Source organism: Haloarcula pellucida (assembly GCF_014647235.1).
In the GTDB taxonomy this organism is placed as follows: Archaea; Halobacteriota; Halobacteria; order Halobacteriales; family Haloarculaceae; genus Haloarcula; species Haloarcula pellucida.
Window position 1 is genome coordinate 25223 of sequence record NZ_BMOU01000007.1, and the last position, 18674, is coordinate 43896.

Here is an 18674-nt window from a genome sequence, read left to right on the forward strand (position 1 = left end):
ATATCAATCTTAGTCTGCCTTATATATAAGGCGGAAAACTGGCACATATGCGCTTGGTTACCGACGACGAAGACGACCTCACAGCGGAACTGCTAGAGACGATGATTCCGGCGCGGGCACAGATTCCCGACGACCCCGACCCCGGGAACTACGTGGTCGTCGACGTCGCGCAGTTCTCGACGACGGTCCCGGAACTGTTCGCCAACGGAGCGGAGTACATCTACATCACGGAGGAGCGGGGCAACGAGCCAGATTTCAAGGCCGAACATCCCCGTGCGAAGATCGGCGGCAGTTCCGGGCCGAACTACGAGGGCGAGGAGGGCTATGACTTCTTTAACTCCCCGAGTTTCGTCCAGGACGTGGACGTAGCGGGCCGACCGACGGCGATGACCTCGACTAACGGCGGCAACGCGGTCACCGACCTCCGATTGGCGGGCGGCGACGACGTCGACGTCTACGTCGGTGGTCTGACCAACGGCAAAGCCGTGGCCGAACACCTCAAGCAGAGCGACCAGCGGACGTACTTCGTCGGGGCAGGGTCGAACGGCAAGCCCTCGCCCGAGGACCTCGCGGGGGCGCTGTACATCGCACGGCACCTCCACGGGCGACCGCCGACGGCGGAACAGCAGGCCGTCTTCCGCGAGATGGTCACGTTCGGGAAAGGGCCGAAGTACGAACGCAAGCCACAGGTCAAGCGGACCGACCTCTACGAGTACACTCTTGAATTCGACAGCCGTGACGTCGTCCCGAAACTGGTCGACCAGCGGTTGGTCGACGTCGGCGACGGGGCCGAGTGAGCGATGGACACAGACGGGCACGCCCACACGACGTTCTCGGACGGGTCTGCACTCGATGCGATGGTCGCCGCCGCCGAGACCGTCGGTCTCGACGGTCTCGGACTCACAGACCACTGCATCGTGACCGAGGACGAGTTCGGTCGCCGCGACCAGTACGACCTCGTCGAGACCTACGAGGAGCGACGAGCGGTCATCGACGAGGCGCGTGCAGAGACCGACCTGCGACTGTACGACGCCGCGGAAGTGAGCTACGTCGAGGGCGACGAGGACCGTCTGGCGGCGTTTCTCGACGACGCCGAGTTCGACTACACCATCGGGAGCGTCCACTTCGCGGGGCCGTACGACTACACCAGCGCCAGCCAGTACGCCGAGACCGGCGGCGCCGTCCGCCGGGCGGCCGTCGAGCGCTACTACGACGCCGTCGTCTCGCTCGTGGAGTCGGACCTGTTCGACGTGCTGGGCCACCTCGACTTGCCGGAGCGGATGGACGCGCTCCGTCGGTACACGACCCGACGGGACTACGAACGCGTCGCGTCGGCGCTGGCCGACTCGCGGACCGTCCCCGAACTCAACGCCGGCCGCGTCCATCGCTCGCTGGGCCGGGTCCACCCCGACCCCGCCATCGTCGACGTGTTCCGCGAGAAGGACGTCGGGTTCGTCCTCGGCACGGACAGTCACACCCCCACCGAACTCAGAGAGCGAGTGCCGACCTTGCGTGCGGTCGTCGACGAGGCGGGACTGGAACCGGTCGAACTAGCGACGCTCGTAGACTGAGAGCGGTCGTTTCAGACCCACGTGGGAAATACCCTGTGGTAATGTTTTTCGCCCGGATATAACACCACACAAACGCTAAGCCCGTCGCGAGTCAAGATGTACCACATGTCACACCAGGGTAGGTGGTCTCTCTGAGTGTCCTCCAGCGCGACCCCACGGACAGAGTACAGGTACTCGACGAGGACGGGCAGGTCGTCGACGGTGCGACGGTGCCGGACCTGTCCGACGACACGCTCGTCGAGATGTACCGCAACGTCAAACTGGGGCGGCACTTCGACCAGCGAGCGGTGAGTCTCCAGCGGCAGGGTCGGATGGGGACCTACCCGCCGATGTCCGGACAGGAGGCCTCGCAGGTCGGGAGCGCGATGGCGCTCGGCAGGGACGACTGGACGTTCCCCAGTTACCGCGAACACCTCGCGCTGTACGTCCGGGGCTGGGCCCTCGCCGAGGACCTGCTGTACTGGATGGGCAGCGAGCGTGGGAACGCACCCCCCGAAGACGTGCAGGTGTTTTCGCTTGCCGTCCCCATCGCCACCCAGATACCTCACGCGACGGGGGCGGCGTGGGCCTCGAAGCTCAAGGACGAGAAGAAGGTGTTCCTCACCTACTTCGGTGACGGTGCCACCTCCGAGGGGGACTTCCACGAGGGGCTGAACTTCGCCGGCGTCTTCGACGTGCCCGCGGTGTTTTTCTGTAACAACAACCAGTGGGCCATCTCGGTCCCGCGAGAGCGACAGACGGCCAGCGAGACGTTGGCTCAGAAGGCAAACGCCTACGGCTTCGACGGCGTGCAGGTCGACGGGATGGACCCGCTGGCGGTGTATCAGGCGACCAGCGAGGCCGTCGCGAAGGCCCGTGACCCCGGCGAGGGCGAACGCCGCCCCACGATGATAGAGGCCGTCCAGTACCGTTTCGGTGCCCACACCACCGCCGACGACCCCTCGGTGTACCGCGACGACGAGGAGGTCGAACGCTGGAAACAGAAAGACCCCATCCCGCGGATGGAGGCGTTCCTCCGCGACCGGGGCCTGCTGGACGACGAACGGGTCGCGGCCATCGACGAGTCCATCAAGGAGGAGGTGGCCGACGCCATCGACGCCGCCGAGTCGACGGAACGACCCGACCCCGAGGAGATGTTCGCGAACGTGTACGCGGAGATACCGAAGCGACTCGAACAGCAACTCGACTATCTGCAGGCGTTGCGGGAGCGACACGGCGACGAGGTGCTACTGGAATGAGCGCACAGAGTCTCACGCTGGTACAGGCGGTCAGAGACGGTCTCTACGGCGAGATGGAACGGGACGAAGACGTCCTCGTCATGGGCGAGGACGTCGGCAAGAACGGCGGCGTCTTCCGGGCGACGCAGGGCCTCTACGAGGAGTTCGGCGAGGACCGGGTCGTCGACACCCCACTGGCGGAGTCGGGCATCATCGGCACCGCCGTCGGGATGGCGGCCTACGGGATGCGCCCAGTCCCCGAGATGCAGTTCTCCGGGTTCATGTACCCCGCATTCGACCAGATAGTGAGTCACGCCGCCCGCCTGCGCACCCGAAGCAGGGGCCGCTACACCTGCCCGATGACGATACGAGCGCCCTACGGCGGTGGCATCCGCGCGCCAGAACACCACTCCGAGTCCAAGGAGGCGTTCTACACCCACGAACCGGGTCTGAAGGTGGTCGTCCCGTCGACGCCGCGAGACACGAAGGGCCTGCTCGCCGCCTCGATTCGTGACCCGGACCCCGTCGTCTTCCTCGAACCGAAACTCATCTATCGCTCGTTCCGCGAGGAGGTGCCCGACGAGGCCTACACCGTCGAGTTGGGCGAGGCGAACGTCCGCCGCGAGGGCGAGGACGTCTCCGTGTTCACGTGGGGCGCGATGACCCGCCCGACGATGGAGGCCGCCGAGGCCCTCGCCGAGGAGGGCATCGACGTCGAAGTGGTCGATTTACGGACGCTGAAACCGATGGACACCGACGCGATCGTCGAGTCGTTCACGAAGACCGGCCGAGCGGCCGTCGTCCACGAGGCCCCGAAGACCGGCGGCCTCGCGGGAGAGATAATCGCCACGATTCAGGAGGAGGCCCTCCTGTATCAGGAGGCCCCCATCACGCGAATCACGGGCTTCGACGTGCCCTTCCCGCTCTATGCGCTGGAGGACTACTACCTCCCCGAACCTGCCCGCATCAAAGACGGTATCAGAGAGGCCGCGGAGTTTTAGCGCATGTTCGAGTTCGAACTCCCGGACCTCGGCGAGGGCGTCGCCGAGGGGGAAGTGCTGGAGTGGCACGTCGCCGTCGGCGACACCGTCACCGAGGACCAAGTGCTGGCCGAGGTGGAGACGGACAAGGCCGCCGTCGACGTCCCCTCACCCGTCGACGGCGTCGTCCGCGAACTGCACGCCGAGGCGGGCGACGTGGTCCAGACCGGTGAACTCCTCGTCACTATCGAGGAAGACGGCGAGAGGGAGGCCGCCGAGAGCGGGGCCACAGAGACGGCGAGCGAAGAAGCGAGTGCCGACGAGACGACCACCGACGCCGCTCCGACGGTCACGACCGGCGACGGCCGGGTGTTCGCCGCGCCGAGCGTCCGCCGCCTCGCCCGCGAAGAAGGGGTCGACATCACCGCCGTCGAAGGGTCCGGTCCCGGCGGCCGGGTCACGGAGGCCGACGTCGAGGCCGCGGCCGAAGCGGCCGAGAACGACGACGGCCCCACCAGCGTCGTCTCGAAGATCAGTGACGACGAGGACGACGGCCCCACCAGCGTCGTCTCGCGGGTCGGCGACGACGGCGAATCGCCCACAGACGACGAGGCCCAAGCGGTCAAATCGGCCGTCAGGAAGGTGTCGGCCGCGGAACCGATGGCCGAACGGCGCGAGCGGACGCTGGCGACGCCGGCGACCCGGCGACTGGCCCGCGAACTGGACGTCGACATCGACGCGGTGCCGACCGACGAGACCCGCGACGGTGAACCGTACGTCGACGAGGCCGCCGTCCGCTCCTTCGCCGAGGCCGAAGCCGCCGAAGTCACCGACGAAGACGTTCGCGAGGTGACCGAGGCGGTCGTCTCGGAGATGCAGTCGATCGCCGACGAGGCGGCCGAGTCGACCACGGCGGTCGAAGCGGCCGAGGGCGACCGCCGGGAACCGTACCGCGGCGTCCGTCGGGCCATCGGCGAGCAGATGACCCGCTCCCGTCGGGAGGTCCCCCACGCGACGCACCACGACAAAGTGGCCGTCCCCGGCCTCGTCGAGGCCCGCGACCGACTCCAGCCACTCGCCGAGGAACGCGGCGTCCACCTCACCTACACGCCGTTCCTGCTGAAGTGCGTCGCCGCCGCGCTGGACGACCATCCCATCCTCGCAAGCCAACTCGACGCGGAGAACGAGGAGATCGTCTACAAGGCCGACCGGAACGTCGGCGTGGCGGCCGCGACCGACCACGGCCTCGTGGTCCCCGTCGTCGAGGACGTCGACGAGAAAGGCCTGCTGGAACTCGCGACGGAAGTCAACGACCTCGTCGACCGGGCGCGAAGCCGCGACATCGCCCGCGAGGAGATGCAGGGCGGGACCTTCACCGTGACGAACTTCGGGACCATCGGCGGCGAGTACGCCGACCCGGTGATCAACGTCCCGGAGACGGCGATTCTCGGCGTCGGGGCGCTGAAGGAACGACCCGTGGCCGAGGATGGTGAGGTCGTCGCGAAGCCGACGCTCACGCTCTCGCTGGCCATCGACCACCGGGTCATCGACGGCGCCGACGCCGCCCGGTTCGTCAACACGCTGAAAGAGTACCTCGCGGACCCGACGCGCCTATTGCTGGAGTAGCTACTCCGTCAGGTCGTCGATCCAGCTTCTGGCGGCCATCGCCTTCGGGAACCCGATTGTCGGAATCGACAGCGCGGCGACGTGCTGGAGTTCCGCGGCGGTCAATCCCTCGTCCAGTCCGCGCCGGACGTGTGAGTGGACCGCGCCTTCGGACTGTGCGCCGACCGCGAGCGCGAGTTTCACGAGGCGCTTCGTCTCGTCGTCCAGCGGCCCCGCGTCCGAACAGGCCTCGCCGAGGTCGCTGTACGCCTCCCAGACCGCCGGGTTCTCCTTGGCGAACTGGCCCGGCGTCGCGGGTAGGTCCTCCGTCTCGCTGATCTGGTCTGCCATACTGGGGTGTTGGGTCGCCGGTGTAACATAGCTTGGCCCTCTATAACACCGGACACGTCGTCGGCGAACGTTCGGCGTCGCCGAGGGCCCGACGTGCGCCCGCGGGAGCGAAAGATCTACCCCCTGTTTCGCCGATTGTCGGGACGATGCCCTCCAACACAGACAGATGGACGTGGTACGGACTGCTCGTGTTGTTCGCGCTACCGCCGATGTGTCTCGTCCTGTCGCGGCTCTCACTTCGCGGGTTCGCGATGAGCATGGGTGGGGATCCAGTCACCCCGCTCACCGCGATCGCCTTCTTCCTGCTGACGACGCTCGCCGGGTGGGCCGGCGTTCTCTTCGGTCTCGCACTGGCCGTCGCACTCTGGTTCGATAGCCGCCGTCTCGTCGGGACCGACTGCGACTGGCGGCCGACACCGCTGTACGCGCTGGCCGGTGTCGTCCACGCCGCCGGGACGATGCTGTTTGTCCCGTTTGTCGTCTCCGTCCCAGCCGTCGGGTACTATCTCGTCCGTCGTCGTCGGGTGCTGTCGGCCGGGTAGCGGGTTCGTCGCGATAGCGATGGCACGTAGTTTTTCACCCGGCCGGTCGAGTGGTCGCTATGGTCGTAGGAGACGTCACCACGGGCACGGAACTGTTGGTCATCGGCGGCGGGCCGGGCGGCTACGTCGCCGCAATCCGGGGCGCACAACTGGGACTGGATACGACGCTTGTCGAGAAGGACGCCTACGGCGGGACCTGTCTCAACCACGGCTGTATCCCCTCGAAGGCGCTCATCTCTGCGGCCGACGTGGCCCACGACGCCAAGCACGCCGAGGACATGGGCGTCTTCGCCGACCCCGCCGTCGACATGGCGGGGATGACCGAGTGGAAAGACGGCGTCGTCACGCGCCTGACGAAGGGCGTCGAGTCGCTGTGTAAGAACGCGGGCGTCAACCTCGTCTCCGGCACCGCCGAGTTCGTCGACGAGGAGACGGTCCGGGTCGCCCACGGCGGCGAGGGACAGGGTTCGGAGTCCATCGCCTTCGAACACGCCGTCGTCGCCACCGGAAGCCGACCCATCCAGGTGCCGGGCTTCGAGTTCGACAGCGACCGCATCCTCTCCTCGCGGGACGCCCTCGCACTGGAGTCGGTGCCCGAGGACTTGCTCGTGGTCGGCGCGGGCTACATCGGCATGGAACTGTCGACGGTGTTCGCGAAACTGGGCGCGGACGTCACCGTCGTCGAGATGCTGGACGACGTGCTCCCGGGCTACGAGTCGGACGTGGCCGATGTCGTCCGGGAACGTGCCGAATCGCTGGGCATCGACTTCGCGTTCGGCGAGGCCGCCCGCGACTGGGAGGAACTCGACGACGGCATCCGGGTGCGCACGACCGACGCCGACGACGACGTCGAGGAGTACAACACGGACCGCTGTCTCGTCGCCGTCGGCCGGACGCCGGTCACCGACACGCTGGGACTCGACGCCATCGACCTCGAACCGAACGACGACGGCTTCCTCGCGACGGACGATCAGGCCCGCACCGACGTCGAGCACATCTTCGCCGTCGGCGACGTGGCCGGCGAACCGATGCTGGCCCACAAGGGGATGGCCGAGGGCGAGGTGGCCGCCGAAGTCGCCGCCGGCGAACCCGCGGCGCTGGACCAGCAGGCGATTCCCGCCGCCGTCTTCACCGACCCCGAGATCGGCACCGTCGGCATGACCGAGGCCGAGGCCGACGACGCCGGGTTCGACCCCGTCGTCGGCGAGATGCCCCTGCGAGCGAACGGGCGGGCGCTCACACTCGACGAGAAAGCGGGGTTCGTCCGTGTCGTCGCCGACGCCGACACGGAGTTCCTGCTCGGCGCCCAAATCGTCGGGCCGGAGGCCTCCGAACTGATAGCCGAAGTCGGTCTCGGCATCGAGATGGGGGCCCGTCTGGAAGACGTCGCCGGCACCGTCCACACCCACCCGACGCTCTCGGAGGCGGTCCACGAGGCCGCGAAAGCCGCCCGCGGCGAGGCCATCCACACGCGCTGAGGGGCGTCTCGGATCGGGGCCGGCACCGTCCAAAAGGATTATATTGCCGTTTCGGAAAATATCTCCAGACGCAGAACCGGCAAAAATCATGGCTTCCGACCCACTTCGAGACGACCACATCACCGACACGATGCTCTCCGGAACGACGTACGAACGCGTCCGGTACGAGCGTCACTCCTACTTCAGACAGACCGTCCCCCGAACGCTCGCACTCCAGAGTGCCTTCCTCGGACTGCTCGCGATACTGCTCCCGATGTACGGCCTCTTTCCGGAGAGCGTCGGTCAGTTCCTCCCGGCGGCCGACCCGGAAATCGCCTCTCCGAAGGTGGTGCTGCTGGGCGTGTTCGGCGGGCTACTGGAGGCCCTCGGTGCCACCTTGCTCGTCGGCGCGGCGGCCTACCGGGTCCGCCTCGCACCGCTCACCGAAGCACAGGCCCACGCCGTCCTCGACGTGGAGGACTTCGCGCGATACGTCGGTCTCGGGACCGGCGGCCTCGCCATCCTACTCACCGTCTGTCTGTTCGCGATAGGGCTGGGTGGCGAGGGCACCGTCGCGTCCTACATCGCGACGGCCGGCGCTAACCCGTACGCCCCCTCCGGCTACGGCCTCTCGGTGGGCACCGTCTCGCTGGCCGGGTTCGTCGCCAGCGTTCTCGTCTTCTATGCCGGGAGCTACTTCGCCGTCCGCATCGCCCTAGAGCGTATCCGGCAACGCGGCACCGACGTCTGACCCATCCGACTCCCTTTCAGGGTGGGGCACGAACCTCTGGCGATGGTTCACAACGAGAGTGATACGTTCGACATCGGCGGCGACCTCACGGTACGTCGACTCGGCTTCGGCGCGATGCGCATCACCGGCGAGGGTATCATCGGCGAACCCGACGACGTGGCGAACGCCCGCGCCGTGTTAGAGCGGGCCGTGGAACTCGGCGTCGACTTCATCGACACCGCCGATTCGTACGGCCCCGGCGTCTCCGAACGGCTCATCGGTGAGACGCTCGACACCGAGCGCGAGGACCTGATCATCGGGACGAAGGGTGGCCTCCTGCGCAACACCGACGCCGACTGGCTCCCCCACGGCGACCCGGACTACCTCCACAACGCCCTGCTGTGCTCGCGTGACCGACTGCGGATGGACCCCATCGACCTCTACCAGTACCACCGCCCGGACCCCGACACGCCGTTCGAGGACGCGGTCCACGCGCTCGCCGAGATGAAAGACGAGGGACTCGTCCGGCACGTCGGTCTCTCGAACGTCAGCGTCGAGCAACTAGAGCAGGCCCAGGACATCGTCGAGATAGCGACGGTCCAGAACCAGTACAACGTCGCCAACCGCGACGACGAGGACGTGCTGGCGGCCTGCGAGAACTACGACGTCGGCTTCATCCCGTGGTTCCCGCTGGCCGCGGGCGGACTGGACGACGTCGACGGCATCGACGAGATAGCCGAGCGCCACGACGCCACGCGCTACCAGATCGCGCTCGCGTGGTTGCTCCAGCACTCGGACGTGACCCTGCCGATTCCGGGCACGTCGAGCGTCGACCATCTGGAGCAGAACGTCGCCGCGAGCGCCATCGACCTCTCCGACGAGGAACTGGCGCGGCTGTCCTGAGCCCCGCTGGCACCACAAGAGGTTTGCCGGGCGGTGTGGTGGGTGTCGTGAGCCCATGCTCCGTCAGTTCCATCGTGCAAAGCCCCTCCAAGCCGCCAAGCTCACCGCCATCGTCCTGACGCTCCTGTACTCGACTGGCGTCTACCTCCGAATCGTCCCCAGCGAGCGCATCACGACCCTGTTCCTCGTCCCGCTGATGGCGCTCGCGCTCGCGCTGACCGTCGTCGGCGAGGCCCTGTACGCCGGCTACCGAGCCGCGCGGACCGACGGCCACTTGACGGCGACGCTCACCGCCGACCTGGGCTACACAATCGTCCGCGCCGTCGAACTCGGCACGGCCGTCGCCGCAGTCGCGGGGGTGGCCGCCGTCGTCGCCAGCATCCCCGCCGGGCCGATGTCGGGACCGGGCGCCATCGGGCTGTTCCTGGTGCTGGTCGGCCTCGGCGTGCTCGTCCTGCTGGCCGGTCTGCTCCGGTCGCTGGCCGAACTCTACCGCCACCGGCAGGGCGCCCGCTCGGACGAGCGACGACCGGGGTCCTTTTCATGACGAGCGAACTACCGGACGGTATGACGACCATCACGCTGGGGCCCGCCGGGACCTACTCCCACCGGGCCGCGAAGGCGGTCGAGGACGGCGACATCGAGTTCGCGGAGTCGATGACCGCCATCGTCGAGGCCGTCGCCGAGGGCGCGGCCGACCGCGGCGTCGTCCCCGTCGAGAACAGCATCGAAGGGTCGGTGACGGAGTCGCTGGACGCCTTCTCCGAGTACGACGTCGCCGTCGTCGAGGAGATAATCACGCCCATCCGCCACGCGCTGCTGGCACAGGGTGAGTCGTTCGACCTCGTCTGTAGCCACGCACAGGCGCTGGCGCAGTGTCGCGGCTGGCTGGACGAACACTACCCCGACGTCGAGGTGGAGGCCGTCGCATCGACCGCTCGCGGCGTCGAACGCGCCCGCGAGGACCCGAGCGTCGCCGCCATCGGTCACCCGGAAAACGCAACCAACGGCGCCGAACTGGAGTTGCTGGCCGAGGACATCCAGGACCAGTCCTCGAACGCCACCCGCTTTGTCGCCGTCGCCCCGGCGAGCGAACGGACCGACGCCGGCAGCAAGACCTCCTTCATCGTCTACCCGAACGCCGACTACCCCGGACTGCTGCTGGAGCTGCTGGAGGCCTTCGCCGACCGCGACATCAACCTCACCCGCATCGAGTCCCGCCCCAGCGGCGAGCGCCTGGGCGACTACGTCTTCCACATCGACGCGGCCGCCGGCCTCTACGAGGAGCGCACGCAGGACGCTCTCGAAGACATCGAAGACCTGGCCGAGAACGGCTGGGTCCGACACCTCGGCTCGTACGACAGCGTGACGGTGCTGAACTGAGCGGTGGTCGCGTACAGCGCTTAAGTCCCGGGGCCGCGTACCCCCACCTATGAGCGACCGTGACCCGCTTGCGGAGTTGGAGCGAGCGTTCGACACCCTGAGCGAACAGTTCGGGGTGGACGTAGACACCGTCCCGACGGACATTCTCGACGAGGGCGACGCCTTCGTCGTCTACGCCGACCTCCCCGGGTTCGACAACGCGGACCTGGACGTTCAGTTGGTCGAAGAACGGAAACTCACCATCACCGCCGACCACAGCGAGGAAAGCGAGACGACCGACGGTCGCTACGTCCAGCGCGAACGCCGCCGGCAGTCGGCCAGTCGGACCGTCCGACTCCCCGAGGCCGTCGACGAGGAGGGGACAAGCGCGAGTTACGAGGAGGGCGTACTCACCGTCCGCCTCCCGAAGGTCAGCGGCGACGCGGACGACGGGACGGACATCCCGGTGAACTGAGATGGTCCTCGAACCGGGGACGACGGTGCCCGACATCGTCGCCGAGAACCAGGACGGCGACCGGGTACGACCGGACTTTGCGACTCCGACGGTCGTCTACTTCTACCCGGAAGACGACACGTCGGGATGTACGACCGAGGCCAAAGAGTTCGAGGAACGCTACGAGCAGTACGAAAGCGTCGGCGTCGACGTCTACGGCGTCTCCACCGACGACGTCGACAGCCACGCCGAGTTCGCCGAGGCCCACGACCTCTCGTTTGACCTGCTCGCCGACCCGAACGGGAACGTCGCCGAGGCGTTCGACGTGGACCTCGTCGACGGGCGAAGCCGTCGGACGACGTTCGTCGTCGCACGGAATCAGGTCGTCGGCGTCTACGAGGGCGTCCGCCCGGAGGGCCACGCGACCGACGTGTTGCGTGACCTCGGCGAGGCGGGGCTACTCGACGCCACAGAACAGTAGTCGCGAAAGAGAGCGCGCCGGCCTACGACTCGATGTCGATAGCCGGACGACCGGGTTCGGCCTTCTTCGCCAGACTCTCGTCGGCCTCCTCGGCCGAGAGGACGATCACCTCGGCGTCGAACTCGCGTTCGACGAGCCACGCGGCCCGTTCCAGCGCCGCGCGTTCGCCCGCGGGCGAGAGCGTCTCGTCGTACTGGGCACGGCCCGCGAGGTCCTTCGCGAAGTCGGCGGCGGCCTCGCCGTACTGCTGTAGCTCCTCGTTCTGCATCACCGCGGGGACGACGTTGTCGGCCTCACGGGCGATGTCCACGACCCGGTGCTTCCACTCGGGCGCGACGGCGAGCGTGATCGTCTCCGGATTCTCGATACCCACGGTGTCGACGATGTCACGGACGTCCTCGCGGGTGTTCTCGACGAGGCGGCGGGCGACGGCGTAGTCCGCGGGCGCCTCGGCGCGTGGCCACTCGGCCTCGGCCATCAGGCCGTCGTGGCCCAGTCGCTCCCAGATCTCCTCGCCGACGTGCGGGGCGACCGGGGCGAGCAGTTTCGCGGCGGTGGTGATGCCCCGTTCGAGTACGTCGGCGTCCGGCGTGGTCGCGTCCTCGTAGCGACGGAGCAAGGAGACGAGTTCGCGCACGGCCTGCAGGGCGTGGTTGAAGCGGAACCCCTCGTACTCCTCGGTGGCGCGAGCGGCCGTCGCGTCGATCTCGCGGGCGACGTAGTCGGCGATGTCGTCGGCCTCGTCCGTGGCGACCGCACCTGCAGCATAGTCGTCGGCCAGCCGATAGACGTTCTGGAGGAAACTGTGGGCCGACTGGACCTCCTCGGCGCTCCAGGCCAGTTCCTTCTCCGGCTGGGCGGCCTCCATGATGAACAGGCGGGCGGTGTCGGCGCCGTACTCCTCGATGATGCGCTGTGGCGAGACGCCGTTACCGCGGCTCTTGGACATCTTGTGGCCGTCCTCGCCCAGCACCATCCCCTGATTCGTCAGGTTCGTAAAGGGCTCGCGGACGCCCTCGAGCAGGTCGCCGTCGTCTAGCACCTTCGTGAAAAAGCGGGCGTACAGCAGGTGCATCACGGCGTGTTCGATGCCGCCGACGTACTGGTCGACCGGCATCCAGTCGCTCGCCCGGTCTGTGTCGAACGGCGCGTCTTCGAAGTCCGGGGAGGTGTAGCGCAGGAAGTACCACGAGGAGTCGACGAACGTGTCCATCGTGTCCGTCTCTCGCACCGCGTCGCCCCCGCAGTCGGGACAGTCGACGTGTTTCCACTCCTCGGCGGCGTCCAGCGGATTGCCCGTCGTGTGGACGAACTCCGGCAGTTCGACCGGCAGGTCCTCGTCGGGCACCTCGACGTAACCACAGTCGTCACAGTGAATCATCGGGATGGGCGTGCCCCAGTAGCGCTGGCGGGAGATGCCCCAGTCCCGGAGGTTGTACTCCGTGCGGTGCTCGCCGTCGAACACCTCGACGAACGTCTCGCGGGCGTCCTCGCTGTGGAGGCCGTCGTACTCGCCGCTGTTGACGAGGACGCCGTCCTCGGTGTAGGCCGCTTCCTGTACGTCGATATCGTCGGGGTCTGCGTCGGCGTCCTCGGTGGGTTCGACGACCTGTACGATGTCGATGTCGTGGGCCTCGGCGAACTCGTGGTCCCGGTCGTCGTGGGCCGGCACCGCGTAGAGCGCGCCGGTCCCAACGTCGGTCAGGACGTAGTCGGCGACGTAGACGGGAATCTCCTCGCCGGTGGCGGGGTTGACCGCGTACTCGCCGGTGAAGACGCCGGAGGTCACGTCGAGGTCGTCCTCGTCGGCCTGTTCGGCCATCTCGATGTACTCGGCGACCTCGTCGTTGTCCTCGGCGATCGCCTGTGCGACGGGGTGGCCGGGGGCCAGCGAGAAGTAGGTCGCCCCGTAGATAGTGTCCAGTCGCGTCGTGAAGATGTCCACCTCGTCGTAGCCGGGAATCTCGAAGGCGACGCTCGCGCCCTCCTGTTTCCCGATCCAGTTGCGCTGCATCTCCCGGACGTTGTTGGGCCACCCGTCGAGGTCGTCGAGTGCCCCCAGCAGTTCCTCGGCGTAGTCGGTGATGGTGAAGAACCACTGGTCCATCTCGCGGTGCTCGATGGGGGTGTCACAGCGCCAGCAGACTTCGACGGCGCCGCCGTCTCCGTGAGGCACCTCCGGAGCCTCCCCCTCCTCGACCTGTTCGTCGGCCAGTACCGTCTCGCAGGACGGACACCAGTTCAGTTCGGCGCCCTGTCGCTCCACGAGACCCTCCTCGCGGAAGCGCTTGAACAGCCACTGGTTCCACTGGTAGTACTCCGGTTCGCAGGTCGCTATCTCGCGCTCCCAGTCGTAACCGAAGCCCATCTCGGTCAACTGCTCGCGCATCGAGTCGATGCACTGCATCGTCCAGTCCCGCGGATTGGTGTCGCGCTCCTCGGCGGCGTTCTCGGCGGGCAGGCCAAAGGAGTCCCACCCCATCGGGTGCAGCACGTTCTCCCCGCGCATCCGCTCGAAGCGGGCGAAGGCGTCCGTGATGGTGTAGTTCCGGACGTGGCCCATATGGAGACTGCCCGACGTGTACGGGAACATCGCCAGCACGTACTCGGGGTCCTCGGCGCCGTCGTCGATGCGGAACACGTCGGCGTCCTCCCACGCCGCCTGCCAGTGGGGTTCGATGGCGGTGTGGTCGAACCCACGCTCGCGTTCCTCGCCAGTCGTGGTCATGATACCGTGATTTCGGACACGGACGGTGCTATACCTTTCCCTTCACGGGACCCGAGCGGCGGTACGGAGTGCCAGCCGTAGCCTTATGCTCACGCCGAACCTATCAGTCAGTATGGCAGACGACGCCGACGAGTCGACCGACTCCATCTTGCCGGAACCGTTGCGAACCGTCACGCCGCTGACTGGCCCGCACCGCGACGAGAGCATGGACGTCATCGGGTGGGGGATGTTCCTCGGCCTGTTGGTCCTGTTGATGCCGCTGTTGCCGTTCATCCTCATCGTCTGGCTCATCTCGAAGGTGACCGAGGCCGTGGCGCCGTCGAACTAGGGCGACTCGGTGCCGACCAGTCCGAACGACAGGCCGTCACCCGCAATCTGTGCGCCCTGATAGGCGACGTGGGCGGCGGCTACGTCCTGAATCGCCAACCCCGTCGAGTCGAAGACGGTGAGGGCGTCCCCAGGTTCGCGGCCCGGTATCTCCCCGGCGACGACGCTGCCGAGTTCGCCGTAGATGTCCCCGTCCGAGAGGACCCCCTCGCTCCACGGGACGTTGATTTCGCCCGAATGGGTACACTGCTCGTAGTCGTCGATGACGAGTTTCGCGTCCAGTAGGGTCTGGTCGGCGTGTTCGTGCTTGCCGGCGGCGTCGGCCCCGATAGCGTTGACGTGGGTGCGCTCGCCTAGCCACTCGCGGTCCACGATGGGCGACTCGACGGGCGTTATCGTCGAGAGTACGTCACATCGGGCGGCCTCCTCGATGGACCCGGCGCGCACCGCAAAGCGGTCCGAGAAGTGGTCGACGAACGCCTGCTGTTTCTTCGCGTCGCGGTCGGCGATGACCACCGTCTCGACGTCTCGGACGCTCGCGATGGCCTCCAGTTGCGTATACGACTGGGTGCCGGCACCGACGAGGCCCAGCGAGTCCGCCTCGGGGACGGCGAGGTGGTCGGTGGCGACGGCCGCCGCCGCGCCGGTCCGCAGGCGCGTGAGGACGGTGCCGTCCATCACCGCCAGCGGGAACGCCGTCTCCGGGTCCGAGTAGATGAGCGTCCCCAGCACCGTCGGGAGGCCGTGGTCGGCGGGGTTGTCCGGGTGGACGTTGACCCACTTGACCGCGGCGGCGTCCCACTCGCCGGCGTGGACGTACGCCGGCATCGAGCGGAAGTCGCCGTTGTACTTCGGGAGGTCGATGTAGGACTTCGCGGGCATGATGGTGTCCCCACGAGCGTCGGCCGCGAACGCCGCCGAGACGGCGTCGATGACCGCGGGCAGGTCGGCGTGTTCCGCCACGTCGTCGGGACCGAGCAGCAGCGTCTGCATGCGAAAACGTCGCACGTCGCGGCACTTATACTGCCCGCGTCTCTGCCCACGAAAGAAATTTCGTCACCCCGAGTCGTTATCCGTCCACAGTCCGTCGCTCGGGGTATGCACCGGGGGGCCACCGTCGCGGCGCTGGCGCTGTGTCTCGTCACCGCGGGGTGTACCGGCCTCGTCGGGTCGGGGTCCCCGTCGGCCGGCGAAACGGTGACGCCGGCACCGGTCCCCGCACAACCGCCGGCCCCTGTCGCTCCGGGACTCACCGAGACGGGGGTCACCGACACGCGGGCGCTCGCACGGGCCCACGTGACGACGCTCGGAAACGTCTCCTACACCCTCCGGCACACCCGTACCGTCGAGACGGCGAACGGCACCGTCCGTCTGCGGCAGGTCACCACCGGCGAGTTCGGCGCGAACTACCGCGAGTACGTCGCTACCCGGACGATTACCGGCACCAGCGTCCCGGACACGGAGATTCGGACTCGCTGGGCCGAGGGGCGTGCAGTCCAGTGGACGACGGTGAACGGGACGACCCGGCGGGCCATCGTCGCCGACGGCCGGGGTATCGGCGCACCACCACTGTCGCCCCGAGCGGCGCTGTTCTTCGACCCGACGTACAACGGTCGCATCGCTTCGCTGTTTTCGGGTGCGAACGTCACCGCCGTCACCCGGACCGGCGAGGAGGTCATGCAGACCTACCGGGCGCCGGTCTCCCGCGTCGTCGCCGACGGGGCGACCGACCGCTCACAGTTCCCCGTCGTCCCCGCCGAGCGAGTCGGGGACGTGCGCTTCACCGCCGTCGTCGGTCCCAGCGGCGTCGTCTACGGCTACGGCACGCAGTACACCGTCGTCCGGAACGGGACGAGACTGCGGGTGACCGAGTCCATGCGGTACAGCGACCTCGGGACGACGACGCCGGACCTCGGCGAGTGAGCTACTTCCACGGGTTCGGGACGAGGTCGGCCTGCACCGCCGCCCCCACCTCCAGTCGGGCGTCTGTCTCGGGCACGGCGATACAGGGCAGGACGTAGCCGTCGTCGAGGTGGCGCTCCTTGAGCGCACGCGGCGGTCGCCGGTGAGACACCTCGCCGTCGAGTAGCCGAGCGGTACAGGTGCCACACGCGCCGGTCCGACAGCCAAAGGGGAGCGCGACGTCGGCGGACTCGGCCGCATCGAGGACGGTCTGTCCGGCGAGGACGTCGACCGTCGCCACGCGGTCGGCGTCGCGCCAGACCAGACGGACGCGGGTCACTGCCAGACGTCGCTGGTACAGTCGCCGTCGGGCCAGCGGATCTCGTGGGCGCGGGCCGGCCCTTCGGGCAGGTCGCCGAAGTCGACGAGGAACTCCTCGTCCAGCGAGAGCGTCCCACGTCTCGGGTTCACGTCGGCTTTGAGCATCACCGACCCCTTCTCGCCTTCCTCGGGGAAGAACTGGTTGTCCCACGAGGAAAACAGCGAGGTCGTCCAGTAGAGGCGCTCGCCGTCCAGCGATAGCTGGATCATCTGCGGCCCGGCGACGAGGTCGCGCCCCTGTACTTCCTGTACGTCGCCGAAGTAGCCGCCGATGGAGATGGAGTCCGCCTTGCGCGGGTTCGACGGGTCCGAGATGTCGTACATCCACACCTCGCCGTGGAGCCAGTTCGACCCGAAGAGGTAGCGGTCGTCCATCGAGACGAGGATGTCCGTCGGCAGTGCGGGGACTGGCATGTCCCAGTCCTCGTGCTCCCGGTCGTCGAACTCGATGACCGGTTCGGCGTGGTACTCGCCCCCGTCCGCCCAGAAGTGGACGATGTTCGAGGACAGCGCAGCCCCGACGTAGCCGTGCGTGCTCTCGGGCGTGTGGAGGAATCGTGCCTCCAGTGGAATCAGCCCGTCCTCGCCGAGATCGATGGTCTGCTCGACGGTGCCGGCCTCCCAGTCCCAGAAGTTGAGCCGCTGGCCGTACTTGCCGTTCTCGACGTCTTCTAAGTCGAAGCCCGGGTAGTAGGTCTTCGGCGCGGCCCACTCCGTCGAGAGCATCACGTTGTGGCGTGGCTGGTACCAGAAGTCGTAGTTCATCTCTATCTCGCCCGGCGGGTCCCAGCGGCCCTCGACCTCGAAGTCGTCGTTCAGTTCGAGGAAGCCACCGGGGAGGTCGCCGTCGGCGTCCCCGAGCATGCTGATGAGTATCTCCCCGTCGGGGATGCAGTGGACGGTGTGGGGTGCCGAGAGGTCGTGTTCGTACACCGCGTCAGGTTCGATGACCGTCGTTATCTCCGGGTCCCGCCGGTCTTTCGTGTCGACGACGTGGATGCGCGAGGAGCGCTGGCCCGGGACGATCAGATGGCGGCGCTCCAGCCCCTCGACGTGACAGGACGACGAACAGGCGTTCCACCCGAAGTGGTGGAGTTCGTCGCCGCGGTTTGGCATCTGGACGCGCTCTACGATGTCGCCGTAGGTGTCCGAGTCCGGGTCGACGTCGACGACGGCCAGAAAGTCCGGCGCGTCGACGTCCTGCCCGACGTGCAGGCCCATCACGTAGGCCGTCTCCTCCGGTTCGGACTCCTCGATGGCCGCCTGTGGCGTCAGATAGCCCGGCCCCTCGTGGTCGTGGTGGTCGTGTACGTCCGCCTCGGTCGGCTGTTCGGCATCACTCATACGTAGTGCCAACGAGTGACACGATCCTTGGTCGTCGGTTCTCGGCCGATGCCGCCGGTACGTGTGAGATTCGACGTCCGATAGTTTGTGACAACGAAATATAGTATCTTCTAGGTCGGCAAGCGAATTGCTGCGTGTAGAAATGTAAATCGTCATGTGTGTATAGCGCCGAATCCGGACCGTCGAGAGGCCCTCTCCCGGCGACTTCGCGCTCCTGACCGCTCACAGACGGCGGCAATTGTTGCTCGTTACCGTGGCACATGCAAGGTCGGTCAGACAGTCACCGCACTGACGCCCGTAGCGTGACCGGTCCCAACGCACCTCGACACGTCTCAGTTG

20 protein-coding genes are annotated in these 18674 nt (G+C 67.4%); 15 read left to right on the plus strand and 5 right to left on the minus strand.

Annotated features, from left to right (window positions below; genetic code table 11):
- The first annotated feature begins 47 nt into the window (after positions 1-47).
- From IEY28_RS18535 to IEY28_RS18555, 5 genes are all read left to right on the plus strand, one after another.
- A complete protein-coding gene (locus IEY28_RS18535) occupies positions 48-797 on the plus strand; it encodes a 2-phosphosulfolactate phosphatase (RefSeq protein WP_189001452.1) in 750 nt (249 codons plus the stop codon).
- A gap of 3 nt (positions 798-800) precedes the next feature.
- A complete protein-coding gene (locus IEY28_RS18540) occupies positions 801-1571 on the plus strand; it encodes a PHP domain-containing protein (protein ID WP_189001454.1) in 771 nt (256 codons plus the stop codon).
- 131 nt (positions 1572-1702) lie between these two features.
- Positions 1703-2809, plus strand: a complete 1107-nt coding sequence (pdhA, locus tag IEY28_RS18545) for a pyruvate dehydrogenase (acetyl-transferring) E1 component subunit alpha (RefSeq protein WP_189001976.1) — start codon at positions 1703-1705, stop codon at positions 2807-2809.
- Positions 2806-3789, plus strand: a complete 984-nt coding sequence (locus IEY28_RS18550) for an alpha-ketoacid dehydrogenase subunit beta (protein WP_189001456.1) — start codon at positions 2806-2808, stop codon at positions 3787-3789. Before pdhA ends, IEY28_RS18550 begins: the two co-directional genes overlap by 4 nt.
- A gap of 3 nt (positions 3790-3792) precedes the next feature.
- Entirely contained in the window at positions 3793-5394 is a 1602-nt protein-coding gene (locus IEY28_RS18555; protein WP_189001457.1) for a 2-oxo acid dehydrogenase subunit E2, read from the plus strand.
- Here IEY28_RS18555 and IEY28_RS18560 read toward each other — a convergent pair whose 3' ends face one another.
- Positions 5395-5724 (minus strand): carboxymuconolactone decarboxylase family protein, encoded by a 330-nt coding sequence (locus IEY28_RS18560; RefSeq protein ID WP_189001459.1) that lies wholly within the window; start codon positions 5722-5724, stop codon positions 5395-5397.
- A gap of 146 nt (positions 5725-5870) precedes the next feature.
- Between IEY28_RS18560 and IEY28_RS18565 the strand changes: the two genes are divergently transcribed.
- From IEY28_RS18565 to IEY28_RS18600, 8 genes are all read left to right on the plus strand, one after another.
- Positions 5871-6266, plus strand: coding sequence for a hypothetical protein (locus IEY28_RS18565; protein ID WP_189001460.1), 396 nt, complete (start codon positions 5871-5873; stop codon positions 6264-6266).
- A gap of 59 nt (positions 6267-6325) precedes the next feature.
- Complete coding sequence (gene lpdA, locus IEY28_RS18570; protein ID WP_189001462.1) at positions 6326-7744, plus strand: dihydrolipoyl dehydrogenase; 1419 nt, start codon at positions 6326-6328, stop codon at positions 7742-7744.
- Positions 7745-7832: 88 nt separating this feature from the next.
- The gene (locus IEY28_RS18575; RefSeq protein WP_189001464.1) at positions 7833-8474 is read left to right on the plus strand and encodes a hypothetical protein; all 642 of its coding nucleotides are present in this window, start codon (positions 7833-7835) and stop codon (positions 8472-8474) included.
- A gap of 42 nt (positions 8475-8516) precedes the next feature.
- Positions 8517-9356, plus strand: coding sequence for an aldo/keto reductase (locus IEY28_RS18580; RefSeq protein WP_189001466.1), 840 nt, complete (start codon positions 8517-8519; stop codon positions 9354-9356).
- A gap of 55 nt (positions 9357-9411) precedes the next feature.
- Positions 9412-9903, plus strand: coding sequence for a hypothetical protein (locus IEY28_RS18585; protein WP_189001468.1), 492 nt, complete (start codon positions 9412-9414; stop codon positions 9901-9903).
- Between the two features lie 20 nt (positions 9904-9923).
- Positions 9924-10739, plus strand: a complete 816-nt coding sequence (gene pheA, locus IEY28_RS18590) for a prephenate dehydratase (RefSeq protein ID WP_189001978.1) — start codon at positions 9924-9926, stop codon at positions 10737-10739.
- Positions 10740-10788: 49 nt separating this feature from the next.
- On the plus strand, positions 10789-11193 hold the full coding sequence (locus IEY28_RS18595) for an Hsp20/alpha crystallin family protein (RefSeq protein ID WP_189001470.1): 405 nt from the start codon (positions 10789-10791) through the stop codon (positions 11191-11193).
- A gap of 1 nt (position 11194) precedes the next feature.
- Positions 11195-11653: a peroxiredoxin gene (locus tag IEY28_RS18600; RefSeq protein WP_189001472.1), complete on the plus strand. Its 459-nt coding sequence runs from the start codon at positions 11195-11197 to the stop codon at positions 11651-11653.
- Between the two features lie 22 nt (positions 11654-11675).
- On the opposite strand, the gene leuS is transcribed toward IEY28_RS18600, so the two are convergent.
- Positions 11676-14381, minus strand: coding sequence for a leucine--tRNA ligase (gene leuS / locus IEY28_RS18605; RefSeq protein ID WP_189001473.1), 2706 nt, complete (start codon positions 14379-14381; stop codon positions 11676-11678).
- 112 nt (positions 14382-14493) lie between these two features.
- On the opposite strand from leuS, the gene IEY28_RS18610 reads away from it, so the two are divergent.
- Entirely contained in the window at positions 14494-14709 is a 216-nt protein-coding gene (locus IEY28_RS18610) for a DUF7535 family protein (protein ID WP_189001475.1), read from the plus strand.
- Here the strand turns inward: IEY28_RS18610 and IEY28_RS18615 are convergent.
- Positions 14706-15701, minus strand: a complete 996-nt coding sequence (locus IEY28_RS18615; RefSeq protein WP_189001477.1) for an ornithine cyclodeaminase family protein — start codon at positions 15699-15701, stop codon at positions 14706-14708. The genes IEY28_RS18610 and IEY28_RS18615 overlap by 4 nt on opposite strands.
- A gap of 105 nt (positions 15702-15806) precedes the next feature.
- Here IEY28_RS18615 and IEY28_RS18620 point away from each other — a divergent pair, with 105 nt between their 5' ends.
- Positions 15807-16631, plus strand: a complete 825-nt coding sequence (locus IEY28_RS18620; RefSeq protein WP_189001479.1) for a hypothetical protein — start codon at positions 15807-15809, stop codon at positions 16629-16631.
- Between the two features lies 1 nt (position 16632).
- Here the strand turns inward: IEY28_RS18620 and IEY28_RS18625 are convergent, their stop codons facing one another.
- Both IEY28_RS18625 and IEY28_RS18630 read right to left on the minus strand, forming a co-directional pair.
- Complete coding sequence (locus IEY28_RS18625) at positions 16633-16950, minus strand: 2Fe-2S iron-sulfur cluster-binding protein (RefSeq protein WP_166966997.1); 318 nt, start codon at positions 16948-16950, stop codon at positions 16633-16635.
- Positions 16947-18335, minus strand: coding sequence for a selenium-binding protein SBP56-related protein (locus tag IEY28_RS18630; RefSeq protein ID WP_189001481.1), 1389 nt, complete (start codon positions 18333-18335; stop codon positions 16947-16949). The genes IEY28_RS18625 and IEY28_RS18630 overlap by 4 nt, the downstream gene beginning before the upstream one ends.
- Between the last annotated feature and the right edge of the window lie 339 nt (positions 18336-18674).

What these genes read in the sequence shown, in the direction of transcription:
- IEY28_RS18535 (WP_189001452.1), top strand. Translation starts at nt 48, where the DNA reads ATGCGCTTGGTTACCGACGACGAAGACGACCTCACAGCGGAACTGCTA.
- IEY28_RS18540 (WP_189001454.1), top strand. Translation starts at nt 801, where the DNA reads ATGGACACAGACGGGCACGCCCACACGACGTTCTCGGACGGGTCTGCA.
- IEY28_RS18550 (WP_189001456.1), top strand. Translation starts at nt 2,806, where the DNA reads ATGAGCGCACAGAGTCTCACGCTGGTACAGGCGGTCAGAGACGGTCTC.
- IEY28_RS18555 (WP_189001457.1), top strand. Translation starts at nt 3,793, where the DNA reads ATGTTCGAGTTCGAACTCCCGGACCTCGGCGAGGGCGTCGCCGAGGGG.
- IEY28_RS18560 (WP_189001459.1), bottom strand. Translation starts at nt 5,724, where the DNA reads ATGGCAGACCAGATCAGCGAGACGGAGGACCTACCCGCGACGCCGGGC.
- IEY28_RS18565 (WP_189001460.1), top strand. Translation starts at nt 5,871, where the DNA reads ATGCCCTCCAACACAGACAGATGGACGTGGTACGGACTGCTCGTGTTG.
- lpdA (WP_189001462.1), top strand. Translation starts at nt 6,326, where the DNA reads ATGGTCGTAGGAGACGTCACCACGGGCACGGAACTGTTGGTCATCGGC.
- IEY28_RS18575 (WP_189001464.1), top strand. Translation starts at nt 7,833, where the DNA reads ATGGCTTCCGACCCACTTCGAGACGACCACATCACCGACACGATGCTC.
- IEY28_RS18580 (WP_189001466.1), top strand. Translation starts at nt 8,517, where the DNA reads ATGGTTCACAACGAGAGTGATACGTTCGACATCGGCGGCGACCTCACG.
- IEY28_RS18585 (WP_189001468.1), top strand. Translation starts at nt 9,412, where the DNA reads ATGCTCCGTCAGTTCCATCGTGCAAAGCCCCTCCAAGCCGCCAAGCTC.
- pheA (WP_189001978.1), top strand. Translation starts at nt 9,924, where the DNA reads ATGACGACCATCACGCTGGGGCCCGCCGGGACCTACTCCCACCGGGCC.
- IEY28_RS18595 (WP_189001470.1), top strand. Translation starts at nt 10,789, where the DNA reads ATGAGCGACCGTGACCCGCTTGCGGAGTTGGAGCGAGCGTTCGACACC.
- IEY28_RS18600 (WP_189001472.1), top strand. Translation starts at nt 11,195, where the DNA reads ATGGTCCTCGAACCGGGGACGACGGTGCCCGACATCGTCGCCGAGAAC.
- leuS (WP_189001473.1), bottom strand. Translation starts at nt 14,381, where the DNA reads ATGACCACGACTGGCGAGGAACGCGAGCGTGGGTTCGACCACACCGCC.
- IEY28_RS18610 (WP_189001475.1), top strand. Translation starts at nt 14,494, where the DNA reads ATGGCAGACGACGCCGACGAGTCGACCGACTCCATCTTGCCGGAACCG.
- IEY28_RS18615 (WP_189001477.1), bottom strand. Translation starts at nt 15,701, where the DNA reads ATGCAGACGCTGCTGCTCGGTCCCGACGACGTGGCGGAACACGCCGAC.
- IEY28_RS18620 (WP_189001479.1), top strand. Translation starts at nt 15,807, where the DNA reads ATGCACCGGGGGGCCACCGTCGCGGCGCTGGCGCTGTGTCTCGTCACC.
- IEY28_RS18630 (WP_189001481.1), bottom strand. Translation starts at nt 18,335, where the DNA reads ATGAGTGATGCCGAACAGCCGACCGAGGCGGACGTACACGACCACCAC.